This is a genomic window from Solidesulfovibrio fructosivorans JJ] (assembly GCF_000179555.1).
Lineage (GTDB): Bacteria > Desulfobacterota > Desulfovibrionia > Desulfovibrionales > Desulfovibrionaceae > Solidesulfovibrio > Solidesulfovibrio fructosivorans.
The window spans coordinates 199511-214581 of sequence record NZ_AECZ01000003.1 but is presented as its reverse complement, the minus strand read 5'-3'; the positions used below and the strand labels follow the sequence as shown (position 1 = coordinate 214581).

At 60.3% G+C, this 15071-nt stretch carries 13 protein-coding genes and 2 tRNA genes; 8 read left to right on the top strand and 7 right to left on the bottom strand.

Annotated features, from left to right (window positions below; translation table 11 throughout):
- The first annotated feature begins 199 nt into the window (after positions 1-199).
- A complete protein-coding gene (locus tag DESFRDRAFT_RS03730) occupies positions 200-565 on the top strand; it encodes a hypothetical protein (RefSeq protein ID WP_005991233.1) in 366 nt (121 codons plus the stop codon).
- A 179-nt stretch (positions 566-744) separates the two neighbouring features.
- On the opposite strand, the gene DESFRDRAFT_RS03725 is transcribed toward DESFRDRAFT_RS03730, so the two are convergent.
- From DESFRDRAFT_RS03725 to DESFRDRAFT_RS03705, 5 genes are all read right to left on the bottom strand, one after another.
- Entirely contained in the window at positions 745-1902 is a 1158-nt protein-coding gene (locus DESFRDRAFT_RS03725; RefSeq protein ID WP_005991231.1) for a glycosyltransferase, read from the bottom strand.
- A 22-nt stretch (positions 1903-1924) separates the two neighbouring features.
- On the bottom strand, positions 1925-2353 hold the full coding sequence (locus DESFRDRAFT_RS03720; RefSeq protein WP_005991230.1) for a hypothetical protein: 429 nt from the start codon (positions 2351-2353) through the stop codon (positions 1925-1927).
- 61 nt (positions 2354-2414) lie between these two features.
- Complete coding sequence (locus tag DESFRDRAFT_RS03715) at positions 2415-3509, bottom strand: glycosyltransferase (protein ID WP_005991228.1); 1095 nt, start codon at positions 3507-3509, stop codon at positions 2415-2417.
- Entirely contained in the window at positions 3509-4723 is a 1215-nt protein-coding gene (locus DESFRDRAFT_RS03710) for a radical SAM protein (RefSeq protein WP_005991226.1), read from the bottom strand. The genes DESFRDRAFT_RS03715 and DESFRDRAFT_RS03710 overlap by 1 nt, the downstream gene beginning before the upstream one ends.
- A 247-nt stretch (positions 4724-4970) precedes the next feature.
- Positions 4971-6194 carry a hypothetical protein gene (locus DESFRDRAFT_RS03705; protein WP_005991224.1) on the bottom strand — a complete coding sequence of 408 codons (1224 nt, stop codon included), beginning with the start codon at positions 6192-6194 and terminating at the stop codon, positions 4971-4973.
- A 138-nt stretch (positions 6195-6332) separates the two neighbouring features.
- Here DESFRDRAFT_RS03705 and panC point away from each other — a divergent pair, with 138 nt between their 5' ends.
- The 6 genes from panC (at position 6333) to DESFRDRAFT_RS03675 (ending at position 9743) form a co-directional block, all read left to right on the top strand.
- Positions 6333-7199 (top strand): pantoate--beta-alanine ligase, encoded by an 867-nt coding sequence (panC, locus tag DESFRDRAFT_RS03700; RefSeq protein WP_005991222.1) that lies wholly within the window; start codon positions 6333-6335, stop codon positions 7197-7199.
- A gap of 199 nt (positions 7200-7398) precedes the next feature.
- Entirely contained in the window at positions 7399-8568 is a 1170-nt protein-coding gene (metK, locus tag DESFRDRAFT_RS03695; protein WP_005991221.1) for a methionine adenosyltransferase, read from the top strand.
- A gap of 56 nt (positions 8569-8624) precedes the next feature.
- On the top strand, positions 8625-9128 hold the full coding sequence (locus DESFRDRAFT_RS03690; protein ID WP_005991219.1) for a DUF721 domain-containing protein: 504 nt from the start codon (positions 8625-8627) through the stop codon (positions 9126-9128).
- A 33-nt stretch (positions 9129-9161) separates the two neighbouring features.
- Positions 9162-9509: a hypothetical protein gene (locus DESFRDRAFT_RS03685; RefSeq protein WP_005991217.1), complete on the top strand. Its 348-nt coding sequence runs from the start codon at positions 9162-9164 to the stop codon at positions 9507-9509.
- 69 nt (positions 9510-9578) lie between these two features.
- Positions 9579-9652 (top strand) — tRNA-Gln (locus tag DESFRDRAFT_RS03680).
- A 13-nt stretch (positions 9653-9665) separates the two neighbouring features.
- Positions 9666-9743, top strand: a tRNA-Glu gene (locus tag DESFRDRAFT_RS03675).
- Positions 9744-10093: 350 nt separating this feature from the next.
- Here the strand turns inward: DESFRDRAFT_RS03675 and DESFRDRAFT_RS03670 are convergent.
- Together DESFRDRAFT_RS03670 and DESFRDRAFT_RS03665 are read right to left on the bottom strand one after the other, a co-directional pair.
- Positions 10094-12697 (bottom strand): DEAD/DEAH box helicase, encoded by a 2604-nt coding sequence (locus DESFRDRAFT_RS03670; RefSeq protein WP_005991215.1) that lies wholly within the window; start codon positions 12695-12697, stop codon positions 10094-10096.
- Between the two features lie 4 nt (positions 12698-12701).
- Positions 12702-14558, bottom strand: coding sequence for a site-specific DNA-methyltransferase (locus DESFRDRAFT_RS03665; protein ID WP_005991212.1), 1857 nt, complete (start codon positions 14556-14558; stop codon positions 12702-12704).
- On the opposite strand from DESFRDRAFT_RS03665, the gene DESFRDRAFT_RS03660 reads away from it, so the two are divergent.
- The gene (locus DESFRDRAFT_RS03660) at positions 14514-14855 is read left to right on the top strand and encodes a hypothetical protein (RefSeq protein WP_144004901.1); all 342 of its coding nucleotides are present in this window, start codon (positions 14514-14516) and stop codon (positions 14853-14855) included. The two genes, DESFRDRAFT_RS03665 and DESFRDRAFT_RS03660, sit on opposite strands and share 45 nt — an antisense overlap.
- Positions 14856-15071 lie beyond the last annotated feature (216 nt).

Below are 15071 nucleotides of genomic sequence, written 5' to 3'. Positions count from 1 at the left end.
GGGCGAGGTCTTCCGAAGAATCGTCAAATTTCCATTATGTGGTGAAAGTGATTTCCTGATTTCGTGGAAAAGGCGTAGGTTGTTATGCCCCCTTTGCCGCATTTCGCCACCCGTTGCGGCAAATCCCCGCGGACGCGGGCTGGACTCGATCTTGCTTGAAGCCACCCAAAACACCACCGCACCACGAAGGGAGCCGCTTATGCGCATACACCCGATTCCATGCCTGGCGACACTCTTTCTGGCCATGGCCCTATGCGCCGTTCCGGCCCTGGCCAAGAAAGGACAGGGGCAGCAAGGACAGGCCCCATCCTACGGGCCGCCGTCGTATTCCGGCCACAAGGGCGACCAGACGCCGCCCTACGGCCCTCCCTCATACGCCGGACAGAAAGGCAACCAGGCTTCGCCCAAGGGGAAATCCTCTTATGCCGGTCCCGGGAAAAACTACGACTCGAACTGGAATATGCCGCCCGGCCAGCAAAAGAAGCAGTCCAAGCAGAAGAAGAAAAAGCACCGCAACGCCCCGCCGGACCAGGCTCCGGCCTGGGGCTACCGCAACCAGCAATAGGAAGGAAAGAGTGAAGATGCGAGAGGGGGACCCTTTTTTCAAAAAGGGTCCCCCTCTCGCGCTCTCCCCTCCCAAAAACTTCTAACGGTGACAGTCTGTTACCATTAAAAGTCTTTTGAAGGGGGCTCGGGGGAAACTTTTCTACAGAAAAGTTTCCCCCGGTTCTTCCAGCTCTTCTCCTACCCCCGGCGGATTTCCTTGACCACGCCGCCCCAGCCAACCTTGTAGCTGATGCCCCGCCAGGACATGGAGCCGGTGACGAAGGTGCGGCCGAAGCAGCGGGCCAGCATCAGGAACGTGGCCACGTAGCCCCGCAGCCAGGCGAGGATGCCGACCGGACGCGGGCACAAGGTGCGGTAGGCCAGCCCCAGCCCGAGAAAATCGGCGGCATAGACCAGCGCGCCCCAGCCAACCATTGGGCTGGTCCAGCCGAAGCACCAACCGATGAGAAGGAGCGCCGCGAACACAGGCGGCGCGGACAGCACGAAGACCGCCAGGATCGAGACGAGCCAGCCCGGCGGGATGCAGAACTTGAGGTATAGCAGCTGCCGCGTGAGCCAGTCGTCCCAGCGCGAAAGCGGCACTCCGGCCATGGGCGTTTCCAGGCAGGCGGCGGCCACGGGCCAGGCGGCCACGCCGAAGCGATGCAGATGCGGGCCCATGGAGAAATCGTCCACGATGTTCTTGCCCCACAGCTCGCGCAGCCCGAAACGGTCGAATGCCTGGCGCGAGATGGCCATGGCCCCGCCCCAGGGCTGGGTGATGGCCCGTATCGGCTGGAGCAGGTGCAGGGCCATGCAGGTGGTGGCCATGCCGATGGTGCCGGTCTTGCCGTCGCCGGGCACGATCTTGTGGAAGCCGCTGGTCATGGGCGCGTCGCCCCGGATGATGGGCGCGGCCAAATTGGTGAGGAAATGGCGGTCGGCCACATGGCTCGAATCGCAAAAGACGAAGAGTTCGGCTGTCGCCGCCGCCCGGATGCCGGCCAGGATATTATGGTTTTTCTGGCCGCAGCGCGTGGCCGGGCCGGCCACGACCATAAGCAGGCGCGGGTCGTTCCCGGCCACCCCTTTCACCAGGGAAACGGCCGGGTCATCGGCCGTGGCCGTGACGAAGATGGCCGTGAAATCGGGATAATCCTGGTCCAACAGCGAGGCGACGGCCTCGCGCATGCCCGGATGGTCGCCGGTGACCGGTACGATGACCGCCAGCCGGGGACAGGTTTCGGGCATGGGTTCGGGGCCGTCGCCGCCGCGCACATGGCGGCGGCCAAGCAGGTAGAGGGCCGTCAGCACGACAAGCTGCACGGCCATGACCGTAAACGCAAACGCCGTCACGAAGCCTCCTGGAAACGATGCGTCATCCCGGCCGGCGCGACGCCTTGGTCGCGGGCCCGGAAGCGGAAGAGCCGGCGGCGGCCGGAGATTTGCCGCCGGGTTTGAGCGGCACCCGGGTGGCCTCGAGTTCGAGCTTGCTGCCGCCCTTGGTGGTCAGCACGCCGCGAATGGCGTCGCCCTTGGCGTCGCCCTCGAACACGTGCCCGCTGCCGTGGACCACGTACATGTGGCCGTTAAAGATCGCGCCCACCACATGGTAGACGTTGGTTTCGCCGGTCATGGCGTGGACCACCACCTCGGCCTTGACGTTGTGCCCGTCCTGCTCCACGCGGGCCTGCAAATCCGATCCGTAGAGGCTGCCGCGCCACAGGCCGTTCACGTTCACTTCCCGGGCCATGGCCGTGCCGCACAGGGCGGCGAGGACCAGCAACGACAGCAGAAAAGTCTTCATAGGGGATGCCTCCGGCGACCGGAACCCCGGCCCCATCGGGGAAAGTCCGGGGAGACGCGCCTTACCCGGCCGCTTGCGCCAGCACCTGTGTAAACACGGCTTCGTGACGACGGACCATCGCTTCCATGGAGAATTGTTCCAGCACCCGCGCCCTGGCGTTTTCCCCGTATTGCCGGCGCAGGTCCTCGTCGGCGAGCAGCCGGGCCATGTTCGCGCCGAGCGCCTCGGGATTGCGCGGCGGGCAGAGCAGCCCCGTGCGTTCGGGCTCGACCGCGTCCGGGATGCCGCCGACCGCCGTGGCCGCGACCGGTATGCCCATGCTCATGGCCTCCAGGATCACGTTTGGCAAGCCCTCGCGCACCGAGGAGAGCACGACCACCGAAGCCTGCTGGAAAAACGGCCTGGGATCGGGCGCGGCGGGATAGGTGCGGATGGCCCCGCGCACCGGGCTGCGGGCGGCAAGCGTGCGCACCCGGGTGCGCAGCGGCCCGTCGCCGACCAGCCACAATTCGGCCCGCGGCCGCTCGGCCACCGTGCGCTCGAAGGCCGTAAGCAGCGTTTCGTGGTCCTTGTCCTCGCAGTAGCGCGCCGGACACAGCACCACCTCGCGCACCGGGCGCATCTCCTCGGGCGGCGGCGCGAAATACTCCGTGTCCACGCCGTTGGGGATGCAGGCGACCTTGTCTTCGGGCCGGCCCAGGCGCACGAGCGCGTCTTTCAGCGGCGCGGCGTTGACGATGTGGTGCGCGACGGTGTTTTTGAGCCAGCGCTCATGCTGGCGCTTGATGGCCCCGCCGCCCCGGCAGGTGCCGACCACGGCGGGCAGCCTGCGCAGGCGGCCGAACACCCGGCCCCAGATGTTGGGCACGGCGGTCAGCGGCACCAGCAGATCCGGCCGCTCGGTTTCGAGCTTTTTCCACAGGGCGCGAAGCGAAGCGGTCGTCACCTTGGGCGCGGCGCAAAGCCAGGTGAGCGGAATGCCGGCCCGGGCGGCATGGGGCGCGAAGTCCCGGCCGCCGGCCAGCATCCAGAATTCCGGGGCGAAACGGTCGCGATCGAGGCGCGCGGCCAACTCCAGGGCCTGTCGCTGGGTGCCGCCGAAAAAAAGGTCCTGCAACAGGAAGACAACGCGCGCCGGGCGGGAAGGCTCGGCCATCAATACCCCATCAACCCGCAGCAGCGCGTGCACGAGGGCATGAGTCCCTCGGTGTGCAGGCTCGCCCGGAAGCGGCGGTAGGCCTCGCTGTTCCACAGCTCGGTGATGGTGTGCTCGCGCACGTTGCCGACGATGTAATCGTGGTAGTCGCGGCAGGGGGACATGTCGCCGTTGGAATCGAGCTCCACCGCCTGGTAGATGGAGATGCACTGGTTGTAGCCGAAGGTGGCCTCGTGATTGGTGTAGTATTCCTTGAGGTTGGCCAAGCCCGTGATGTTGGGGATGATGTTGACGGCGGGCTTGCCGAACCCCTTGGAACGGCGCTTGACCTCGGCGAGCTGCTTGTCGAGGGTCTCGTGGTCCTTGATGGTCCAATCGCCGACCCAGCCCCAATGCAGCTTGGGCGTGAACCCGAAACGCCGGGCGAAATCCTCGTCGTGGGCCTTGGCGCTCTTCTCGTCGATCCACCAGGAGAGATAGTAGACGAAGATGTCGACCCGGTCCTTGTAGGCCTCGTAGATGTCGACCAGGTGGTTCACGTTGGCGCTCGAGATGGTGCACAGCGCGGCCACCAGGGGCAGCTTGGTCTTGTGGGCCTTCTTGGCCTCCTTGACTGCGGCCAGGGCCTCCTGGATCACTTTGTGGTTGTCGCCACCCGAGGCCGAGGGACGCGCGGCGTTGTGGGTCGCGGCGTCGTGGCCGTCGATGGAAATCTGGAGCAGAAAAAGCGGCGCCGCGGCCAGCCGGTCGGCGGCGGGCACCAGCTTGGTGGCGTTGGTGACGATGGAGGTGGGCATTTTGAGTTCCGTGGCCCGTTCCACGATCTCCAGCCATCCCTTGTACATGGTCGGCTCGCCGCCCCAAAGGTAGACCGAGGGGTGGTGGCCGTTTCGGGCCAGGTCTTCCAGCAGCGCCAAGTAGCGCTCGGGCGTGATTTCCTGCTTTTTTAGGTCCTTGAGGTTTTTCCCGTGCAAAAAGCCGTGGTCGCCCCACTGGCCGCAGGTATGGCAGCGCAGGTTGCACATGTCGGTGATGCGGATGGAAAGCTGCCGGATGCTGCGGGCATGACCGGTTTCGGCGTGGGGATTGAGCGCCGAAAAGAAAATCTTCTCTTTTTCCACGGCCGCCAGGCGACCGGCCATCCAGGGATAGCGGCCGACCTTGATGGCCTGTTTGATGACGGTGTCAAGCGCGACGCTGCTGCGTTTGCTCATGAAGCCTCCAATGCCGTGACGGCGAATGTCCGCTTACGCTGAAACGCCATCCGGTTCAACCCTCGGCGAGGGAAGGTGGAGGAGATGCGAGAGGGGGACCCTTTTTGAAAAAAGGGTCCCCCTCTCGCGCTCTCCCCTCCCAAAAACTTTTAGCGGTGACAGGCTGTTATCGTTAAGAGTCTTTGGAAAGGGGGTCCGGGGGGAGAACCTTTCTGCAAGAAAGGTTTCCCCCCGGCGTCTTCCCTTCCTAACGCAAGCCCTCGCGCAGCTGGTCGACGCTCCAGCCGGCGGCTTTGAGATTCCGCGCGGCCAGGGGGCTGACCTCGCCGGTAACGATGAACTTCCGGCTCTTCACCTTGAGGGCGGCGGCCGTGTCCCCGAAGCTCCGGGCTATGCCGGCGATGGTCGGGGTCCAGGCCAGGTAGTCCAGGGGATAGGCCACCAGCAATCCGTCGGCCTTGGTGACGGCGGCGAGATACTTGCCGGCCTTGACGAAACGGGCGAGCTTGTCGGCCTTGGCGTCGATGTTGGCGTAGAGTTCGGCCATGCGGGTACGGAACCAGGCCAGGTCGTCGCTGTCGGTCAGGATGCACTGGTTGATGAAGACATTGCGGTCGCCGACGCCGGTCATCTTGTCCAGAGCCAACACCAGCCGGGTCTGCTCGATGGGCGTGAAGTGGGGATTTTCCACGAGCAGATTCGCCGTGTCCGAGGTCGCGCCCATGGCCTTGAGCCGCTCCCGGTTGGCGGTAAAGAGGTCCTGGGGCGGGATGCTCACGTCCACCACGCTCTGGGGCGCGGCGGTGTTGCCCAGCATGATCAGGGCCGCGCCTCCGGGGATGGCGGCCGAACCCGTGAACGACCCGAAAAACTGGGCCCCGGCCAGACGCTTGAGGCTTTCGTGCAAGATGGGGTTGCGGGAATAGGGATCGACGCCGTAGGTCTTGGCGCAGTCGCGCATGGCCTTGTTGTAGCCGAGCAGCTCGCCCACGGTGCCCTTGTCGTCGGTGGGCCGCTTTTCCTTGCTGGAGGCTTCGGCCCGGGTGAAGTTCCTGCCCACGCCGGAGAGGGTGTCGCCGGGCTTGGTGAGCAGGTTGAAGACGCCCTTGACCGCGTTGACGCCGGACATGCCGATGGACTTGCCGATCTCCACGCCCTTGTTGACGTCGTCCATGGCCGCCGCGGCCTGCAATTCGTGCAGCCGTGTATAGAGCAGCGACGTGGATTCCACCCGCAGATCACCCTTTTTCGTATGCACGGTATACATGTTCATGTAACCGTCGTTTTTGACCTTGTCGTCGATTGTGTAATTGGGTCCGGATAAAATTTTCGACGGCAGCAAGCTCTTGGCGGAAAGCGTGGGCGGCGTTTCCGTCCGCGCATCGGCGGAGGTTCGGGCGGCGCAAACGGGCCCTGCCATAAGGCAAAACACCGCCGCCGCCGCAAGGTACAGGGCGCGACGACCGGGCATGGCTCTCTCCTTGAAGGTGGAATGGGGCGCGGGCCCCTTAGTATGGCCTTCTACCCCCAACCGGGGTGAATGTCATGGCCGGCTTTACATGCCCTCGGCCTTGGATTAGAGCCCGCACAACCGTAAGGGAGGTGTGCCTTGGATATCGTCTCCGATCCGGAAACCCTGCGCGCGCGCTGCCGCGACTGGCTGCGCGGCGACGTGGCCACGGGGCTGGTCCCCACCATGGGGTACCTCCACGCCGGCCATGAAAGCCTCATCCGCCTGGCGCGGCAAAAGGCCGACAAGGTCGTGGTCAGCGTCTTCGTCAACCCGACCCAGTTCGGCCCCGGCGAGGATCTGGACGCGTATCCGCGCGACCTGGACCACGACGCGGCCGTGGCCGAAGCCGCCGGCGCGGACGTCCTGTTTACGCCCAAGCCCGAGGCCATGTACGCCCCCGAGGCGGCGACCTGGGTGGAAGTGCCGGAACTGGCCCGCCATCTGTGCGGCGCTTCGCGGCCGATCCACTTCCGGGGTGTATGCACCGTCGTATCCAAGCTGTTCCTGCTCGCCTTCCCGACCTTCGCCTTTTTCGGCCAAAAGGACTGGCAGCAGCTGGCCATCATCCGGCGCATGACGGCGGACCTGGGCTTTCCGGTCACCATCGTGGGCGCGCCCATCGTGCGCGAGGCCGACGGGCTGGCGCTTTCCTCGCGCAACGTCTACCTGACCCCGGCCGAACGCGCCGAGGCCCCATACATCAATAAAGGCCTCGCCCTGGCCGCGGACCTGGCCGCCGCCGGCGAGCGCGACACGGCGGTCATCGCCGGCAAGGTGCGCGAGTATTGGACATCGCACCTGCCTTCAGGCATGGTGGAATACCTGGAGTGCGTGCATCCCGACCGGGTGGCGCCGCTTACGCGCCTGGACGGCCCCGGGCTTTTCGCCACGGCGGTGCGCTTTTCCCGGGCCCGGCTGATCGACAACCGGCTGCTTCCCGCCGCTCCCGGCCCCCGCTCCTGAATATCCCGGCCTTGCGCGCGGCTCCTCTTTCATGCCGGACAGGCGGGCGACGCCCAAGCGACATGGCGACGCCGCGACAACGCCGCTTGCACTTTCCTGTCAGCCAAGCTATCTAGCCATATTTCAATTATACCACATTGCATTTTGACACTACGCCCGCCAGCCAGAACGCGCGGCAGGCACAGGGAGGACACCACATATGATCAACGCCAAGGGCCGGTATCTTTTCAGTTCCGAATCCGTGACCGAAGGGCACCCGGACAAAGTCGCGGACCAGATTTCCGACGGGATCCTGGACGCCATCCTGGCGCAGGACCCGGATGCGCACGTGGCCTGCGAGACGCTGGTCACCACCGGCCTGGCCTTCATCGCCGGGGAAATCTCCACCAAGGCCTATGCCGACTTTCCCGCCATCGTACGCGAGACGGTCAAGGAGATCGGCTACAACAGCTCGACCATGGGCTTTGACTGGGAGACCTGCGCCGTGGTCTCCTCCGTGGACAAGCAGTCCGTGGACATCGCCCAGGGCGTTTCCCGCGAAAAGCCCGAGGAGCAGGGCGCCGGCGACCAGGGCATGATGTTCGGGTTCGCCTGCACCGAGACCGAAACCCTCATGCCCGCCCCCATCTACTGGGCCCACAAGCTTTCGCGCCGCCTCACCTACGTGCGCAAGAACAAGATCCTCGACTTCCTGCGCCCCGACGGCAAGACGCAGGTCGCCGTGGAGTACATCGACGGCAAGCCGGCCCGCATCGACAACGTGGTGGTGGCCTGCCAGCACGACGAGAACATCTCGTACCAGGATCTGGCCGACGCCGTGCGCCAGGAAGTCATCTTCCACACCCTGCCCGAGCAGATGGTGGACAAGAACACCAAGATCTACATCAACACCACCGGCCGGTTCGTCATCGGCGGCCCCATGGGCGACTGCGGCCTTACCGGACGCAAGATCATCCAGGACACCTACGGCGGCATGGGCAACCACGGCGGCGGCGCCTTCTCGGGCAAGGACCCGTCCAAGGTGGACCGCTCCGGCGCCTACATGGCCCGGTACGTGGCGAAAAACGTGGTGGCCAGCGGCGCGGCCGAGCGTTGCGAAGTCCAGATCGCCTATTGCATCGGCGTGGCCGAGCCGCTGTCGGTGCTCGTGACCTCCATGGGCACGAGCGAAATTCCCGACGAGGAGCTCACCCGGGCCGTGCGCGAGGTCTTCGACCTGCGCCCCTACTTCATCTCCAAGCGCCTGGACCTCAAGCGGCCCATTTACAAGCCGACGTCCTGCTACGGCCACTTCGGCCGGGAGCGCCCCGAGTTCACCTGGGAGCGCACCGACGCCGCGGCCGACATCAAGACGGCCCTGAAGCTGTAACAACCGCGCATATCCGGGGCGGCGCCACCGCGTCGCCCCGTTTTTTCCAGCCCGCCATGCTCCACCGCCTGTCCGAAGCCATCGACCGGTTCGTGGCCGACAAGGAAGCGGCCCTGCGGCGCGCGTTCGTGGAGACGTGCCGCCGTTGGGAGACGATCGTCGGCCCGGAGACGGCGGAGCTGGTGCGGCCGCTGGGCCATCGCCGGCGGGAGTTGCTTCTTGGCGCGACCGATCCGGTGGCCATGCAGGAGATGTTGTTCGCGGCGCCGGAGATTTTATCCCTGGTCAATGCCGCCCTGGGGCAGGAAGCCTTTGACAAGGTGCGGTTCGACCTGCTAGGGAGCCAAATTTCCTTGGATGCGTTACGGGGCGTCCCCCCGCGTTTTTCCACGCCCCTGCCCACACGGCCCGAGAGCCTGGGCAGGCTTTTGGGGACCTTTGATCCGGAAAGCCCCGTTGGGCGATGTTACGCCAAGTATGTTGCGTATTTCGAGGCCGGGCCGAAGCCGTCCGGCAAGACCCGTCGTGGCGGCCGCACCAAGGCTGGCGGGGCGGCATAAGACGGCGCGATACATTTTTCGTGGAGGCAAATCATGAGCGAAGGATTGCAGCTTGATCTGAAGAAGCCGCTGGACAAGATGACCGCCAAGGAACTGCGCGATCTGGTGATGCGGCAGATTCCGCAGATCACGGGCGCTTCCGGCCTGGGCAAGGATGAGCTTCTGGTCCAGATCAAGGAAGTGCTGGGCATCGGCGGCGAGGAAGGGGAGAAGGTTTCTCCGTACAAGACCAAGATCTTGTCCATGAAGACCAAGATGCGGGAGCTGCGGGCCAAGCGGGCCGAGGTTTCCGGCGAGGGCGCGCGTCGCCAGAAGGAACTCCTGCGTCGCCAGGTCAATAAGCTGAAAAAGCGGACGCGTCGCCTGGCCAAGGCTTCTTAAGCGGTTCCCCCAAGAAAGTGCTTGACGGGCGCACGGTATTGCAATAAGTATATGCGCTCTTGAGCTTGCTGGGGGATCGTCTAGCGGCAGGACTATGGACTCTGACTCCATCAACCTAGGTTCGAATCCTAGTCCCCCAGCCAAAACCATAATTGTGTCCCCATCGTCTAGCCTGGTCCAGGACATCGGCCTTTCACGCCGGTAACAGGGGTTCAAATCCCCTTGGGGACGCCAAGCTAATTCAAGGGCTTACAGTCAAAAAGGCTGTAGGCCCTTTTTCTTACCCAACACTATTCCCAACACACACAGCCCTTTTTGGCGTTTTCCCAGCAGCGGCATTCTCAGAAAAGGCATATAAAAAGCCCGTCGAGTGAGGCGGGCGTGGAGCGGCTATATCTTTTTTCGTGCCCCGGAGTAGAAGCCGGCGATGGGGTGACTCGATGCCACCCGGCGAGACAACGCAGGCGGCCTCATCATGGCCAGCCTGGGTCCATCTTTTCCGAGAACTAGGATACGGGCTGTCTGGGTTGCGACTGTTGGGGTCGCCTTCTCCCATGGCTGGCCCTAGTTACTTTTTGTGGGCTTCACTCCCATCCGTGGGTTTTCCACTCACTCATGAGAACTAAGTCGCAGGCTATGCTTGTCTTTTTCCCGATTTGAATTTCCAGCCTCCCGGCCTCGGATGCTCTGCCCTGATGATAATTGTCCGCCATGAGGTGCAGAAGTTTGCGCTTGTATTCTGAATCCAGATTGCCAGAAAGCTGGTCGCCTTTGGTTTCGATAACAAAAACTTTTTCTTGGCCGTCAGCGATTGACATTGCGAATATAAAGTCTGGGTAGACCTTGTTTCGTCGCCAGCCTTGTAAGGAATATTGTCCTGCCCTGACGACATTGCGATGCCACCAATGCAGGGCTTTCTTTTCATCTAGATAACAGGCGAATTCTAGCTCATCTCTATTGAAATCATCTTCATAAACCGGAGCGAAAACACTTTTTTGGATGGGATTCCCGTCCGTGCGACAGGCCTTGCGCGCGCTCTCCGGCAGTTCCGTTTCCAGTTCAAAAGGCATTTGCCAGTCATGGGAGTGGTCATCAATACGCAGACGAAATTGGATCATTCCAGTGCGGACTTGCTCTTTGAAATAGGATTCGGTCAAAGCATCACGCTTGACGCTTAGGAACCTGCGCATTTCCTCAATAAGATAGCTGGACAAATGTCCCAGCCGTTCTTCTGTAAAGCCCTTTGCCAGCAATCCGCCCAGGAATTCCTGTACCTTCGCGCGGGCTATCCATGGATTGGGAATAAGGTCAGTGACCATGCGTGTGGCGTGTACCGGGTCGAACGTCGCCGCTTCCACCACCTCTTGTGCACTGTCTGCGGCGAAAAACTCGCCCTCCGCCCCGTCGGTTACGGTAATCCTCGTCACATGGCTGTGGGCCTCCCGCACATCAAGGGGAATTCGTCCGGCCAGTTCAGCCATGTCTAAGGCCGCCCAATCCACGCCCGCTAACACGTCCTGTTCGTAATCTAGGGGCCGTAGTCTGCTACCCCCAGCCCAGACTACCTTGGGGAGGAAGATGCGTAGATCGGCAAAGGAGTCCCGACGTCGGAGGGTACGCGTTTCCTGCCGCGCGCCGCTGCTGTCCCCTCCTTCCGTAATGGTCAAGGCCAAATCTGCCATGCCGTCGCTTTCCAGTCCTCTCTTGATGCCTTCCACCACATCCCTAGTTCGGTCGTGCAGGCAAAATACATGGCATTCATCGAGGCCCTGGACGCCGGTTTTGGCAGCATGGGGCTGTCGAAGGATGCGCCCCACGAGTTGGGTCATGGCTGCAAGATTGTGATTGGCTCCAAGGGCACAAAGCACATAGGCAAAGGGACAATCCCACCCCTCCTGTAAGGCCTGTTTTGTAATTATAACTCGGACTTGGCAGGATGGGTGCAGCAAGTCCATGTTTTCAGGGGCGTGAAGGTCGTTCGTTTCCGAGGTCTTTATAGCGATCTGCGCTTCGGTCAGACCGGCAGTGAGCAAAAATTCCCTGGCATCCTCGGCGTGAATGAAACCAGCATCGCGTTGGTCAGCTCCGGTTCTCTCCACCTGAACGAGCATGATTGGGCGGATGTACCGGGCTGTGTCGGCAATGAGGTCTTCGGCCTGCTGTTGTAGGCGGTTTAGGTGGTCCAGACTCTCACGCAGACAGTTGCGCCAGTCGCTGCCGGGATTGATCTTCACGTTGAGAGGAACTTTGATCATTTCTTCTTCGGCCAGTTCGATACCACGCACGTCTACCAGCCAGTTTGCAAAGCGCGGCGGCGTATCTCTCGGGCGATCCTTAGGAGTGGCCGAGAGTTCCAGCACGAAGCGCGGATTGAATCCATAGACCGTATTGATGGCTATGGTGGAGTAGGCCTTGTGTCCTTCATCCACGATGACAATAGGTCGCAGGAATCGCAGCACATTACCCAGACTGTCTTTGATGATAGGACCAAGTCCGAGTTCATCCTCGTACCGATCCAGGTTGATCACTTCCTGCGCCAACAGGGCATGTGCGCCGGCATCCGATTCGTTGGGAAAAAAACCAACCACATTTCCTCTGTCCCGAAAGACCCGCAGTGTTTCTTTGCTTTGTCTGCCGGCCGACTGGAGCATGAGCACCAGGATGCACAGGTGCGTATCCACATCCTGCCTGCACAGAGGGCTGTCCTTTTCGAGAATCTTGACACGGCCGGCGGCTGCACGGTCGAGCATTTGGCGGTAGGGGTGATCACGGTTTTTGAGCTGCTTGACTGTCTGGCTGTAAATGGCCTCATTGGGCACGATCCACAGCACCATGCCGGTCTGGCGCTCCACATATTTGCCCATGAGTTGGGAAATGCAACTCGTGGCGAGGAGCGTCTTGCCGCCTCCGGTTGGGATTTTCAGACAGACCGACGGCACATTATGGCCAATGGCATCCTTGTGGGAGGAATAAGGAACCTCTGCCCGACAGGCGGGCAACAAACCACGGGAGCGCATGGCGTCCCAAGCCTTGGCGGGGAAATCTGGCACCGGGCGAATTAAATCCCGGTCTGTTTCATCTTTGTTGGCCAGGATGATTTTGCGCGCTTTGGCCCGCCACGTCGTCACCGCGTCGAGATAGGCGTCAAAAACCGTCAGAACGCGGCGCTGGTATTCCTTGAGTTCCATGGGACTAGGCCTGTTCCCGACGATAGATGGCGTAGGGTAATTGGGCGAATTCCACGCCCAGGGGCAGTAGGGTCTTGTTAGGAACGAATTTGACCGGCGCAAAGACCAAGTGCTTTTTGTCCCTGTACGTTTTGGAAATGGTTTCGGCACGCGAGAGAGTCAGAGCACAGTCGTTGGATTTAAGGAAATCCATGTCTGGCTTGTAAATGAGCCATACATGATACTGCGGGCTTTCGCCTAAGTAAAATTTGCTAGGGTCGATGGAGGTTGATGGCAGGGTTTGATTGGTCGCGGTGTAAAAGACCCATGCGCCTAAGGCGTCATAATTGGGGAGGTTCTCTCCGGTCAGCAAGGCGTCGAGGTCCACAGGGTCGCCTAGGGTGCAGAAGGTGAAAGAGCCGCCCAAACCAGGCTTGGTCTTCGTGATGTCTTTTTCACCATATACAATCAATTCGCCGTCCTTGATTTCTTTCTTGATGCGGTTGAAGTTTGGACTGTGCAGAGCTTCCAATCCATTAATTGTACGCAGTAGCTCCGAAGCTTTCTGGAATTTTGTCCAATTTATTTTTTCACACAAAATCTCTTCTTTCACCTTGCCGGCGAACGAATATCCTCTTATGATACGCCGTACGCGTTCGGCTGTTAATGCGTCTGCGTAGTCTTCACATTCAACTAATATGAAATTGCGGTTGCCGTCGTCGCGTCTATTGGCTTCGAGTACGGCATGCGCCGTAGTTCCTGATCCAGCGAAAGAATCAAGGATAATCCCATTTTTGCCCACAGCAAGTTGGATGACCTGAACAATTTGCTCTAAGGGCTTTGGGGAATGGCTTAAGGGATTATTCCCAAAGATATCTTTAATCAGATTAGTTGCGTGGTCGGTTGAGAATTTTGGTCCAAACCAAACAGATTTAGGCTTCTTGCGTTTCTCGTTTTCTGAGTCGTCAAATGTGGTTAGGTAAACTTTGTAGTCTATATCAAATCTTCCTGAGGTTCCTTGTCTTGGGACAAGAAGGTCAAGATTGTTCTTGACGCGTTCTTTTCCCCATCGCCATCTGCCATCAGAATTATCGCCACGTAGCGGTAAAATCTCAATGTCATGTTGACTAATTCTCTCCAGTGAAAGTTTATTATCTATTTTGTTGAAGTAGAGAGGAAAGAACATGCTTTCCCTGTCTTCACGCCTGTCCTCGCTCCCTCTTTTTCTTAGATCTCTTAAAGCGTATCTGTGTCCATCAGGGTCAGTCTCGCTATATTCAGAAATTTGTTCGTCTGTAAGATCAAGTCCACGCGACAAGAATTCGTCTCGCGAGTATGCAATCATGTATTCATGTGTGAGGGCAATATTTTCCTTGTCGTTTCGGCCTTTTCTGTTGTTTTCAACAACCAGAATGGAGACAAGGTTTTCGTCGCCGAATATTTCATCAAGCATTGATCGTAGTCTGTGTATCTCGTTATCGTCACAACTTACCCAGATACTCCCATCATCAGCCAATAATTCATGTAACAGTTTAAGTCTTGGCCACATCATGGCGCACCACTTGTCATGGCGAAGCATATCTTCCCGGTTGACCGGATTACTGGAAAGCCACTCGCGCATGATAGGGCTGTTTACATTGTCGTTGTAACACCAATTTTCTTTTCCAGTATTGTACGGAGGATCAATAAAAATGCAGTCTACTTTTCCTGCGTATCGAGGAAGGAGACTTTTCAGGGCGTGGAGATTGTCGCCATGAATAATGAGGTTGCCGTCCAGGTCCCCGTTACCGATGGACTTGTCCGGGTGCGGCACGAGAGGACGGAAGGGGACGGTCAGATGATGATTGTAAACGAATTCCTTGCCCTTGAAAAAAAGCTCCATGAGGACCTCCCCGTGATGATGGCGGCAAAGACGCTACAGGGCTTCCTGGCGGCGGGCAAGGTCAACTTTAATATGCTTAAATATCGGACTTTTTTAAAAATAGAGAGCGATCCTGAAGGCGAGTGTACATTGGCGGCCAGCGGTAAAACCGCCTTGTTCTTGGTCCCGCAGGTCCCTTTGACCGCCCCCCTCAACCGCTTTAGCTTCTCGGTGAAGCCCGCTTGTGGGGAAGGTATCCGCCCCGTTGAAGGGAGAGGGAGGCTTCCCGGTTCCTGGCGGGCTTCGTACTTGGCCTGAGGCCAACACAGCCGGTCGAGGTCCGAAAAAAGTACCCCAAAATCAGACCAAAACTGTGCGCGATTTGGCCACGTAGGTCCCAGGTCATGAAGGCATGGAGATTTTCCCCCCCTTGGCGTGGCGCGTCGTCATTCCTTTCTATGGGGTTCATTTTTGATCGGTTTTCGGACAAGCGGCGGCCTCGACCTCTTTGGCTACCACCCCTCGCGCGAAGCA

Bases quoted from the DNA above. Each gene is read 5' to 3' on its own strand.
- DESFRDRAFT_RS03730 (WP_005991233.1), top strand. From the start codon at position 200: ATGCGCATACACCCGATTCCATGCCTGGCGACACTCTTTCTGGCCATG.
- DESFRDRAFT_RS03720 (WP_005991230.1), bottom strand. From the start codon at position 2,353: ATGAAGACTTTTCTGCTGTCGTTGCTGGTCCTCGCCGCCCTGTGCGGC.
- DESFRDRAFT_RS03715 (WP_005991228.1), bottom strand. From the start codon at position 3,509: ATGGCCGAGCCTTCCCGCCCGGCGCGCGTTGTCTTCCTGTTGCAGGAC.
- DESFRDRAFT_RS03710 (WP_005991226.1), bottom strand. From the start codon at position 4,723: ATGAGCAAACGCAGCAGCGTCGCGCTTGACACCGTCATCAAACAGGCC.
- DESFRDRAFT_RS03705 (WP_005991224.1), bottom strand. From the start codon at position 6,194: ATGCCCGGTCGTCGCGCCCTGTACCTTGCGGCGGCGGCGGTGTTTTGC.
- metK (WP_005991221.1), top strand. From the start codon at position 7,399: ATGATCAACGCCAAGGGCCGGTATCTTTTCAGTTCCGAATCCGTGACC.
- DESFRDRAFT_RS03690 (WP_005991219.1), top strand. From the start codon at position 8,625: ATGCTCCACCGCCTGTCCGAAGCCATCGACCGGTTCGTGGCCGACAAG.
- DESFRDRAFT_RS03685 (WP_005991217.1), top strand. From the start codon at position 9,162: ATGAGCGAAGGATTGCAGCTTGATCTGAAGAAGCCGCTGGACAAGATG.
- DESFRDRAFT_RS03670 (WP_005991215.1), bottom strand. From the start codon at position 12,697: ATGGAACTCAAGGAATACCAGCGCCGCGTTCTGACGGTTTTTGACGCC.
- DESFRDRAFT_RS03660 (WP_144004901.1), top strand. From the start codon at position 14,514: ATGATGATTGTAAACGAATTCCTTGCCCTTGAAAAAAAGCTCCATGAG.
- DESFRDRAFT_RS03665 (WP_005991212.1), bottom strand. From the start codon at position 14,558: ATGGAGCTTTTTTTCAAGGGCAAGGAATTCGTTTACAATCATCATCTG.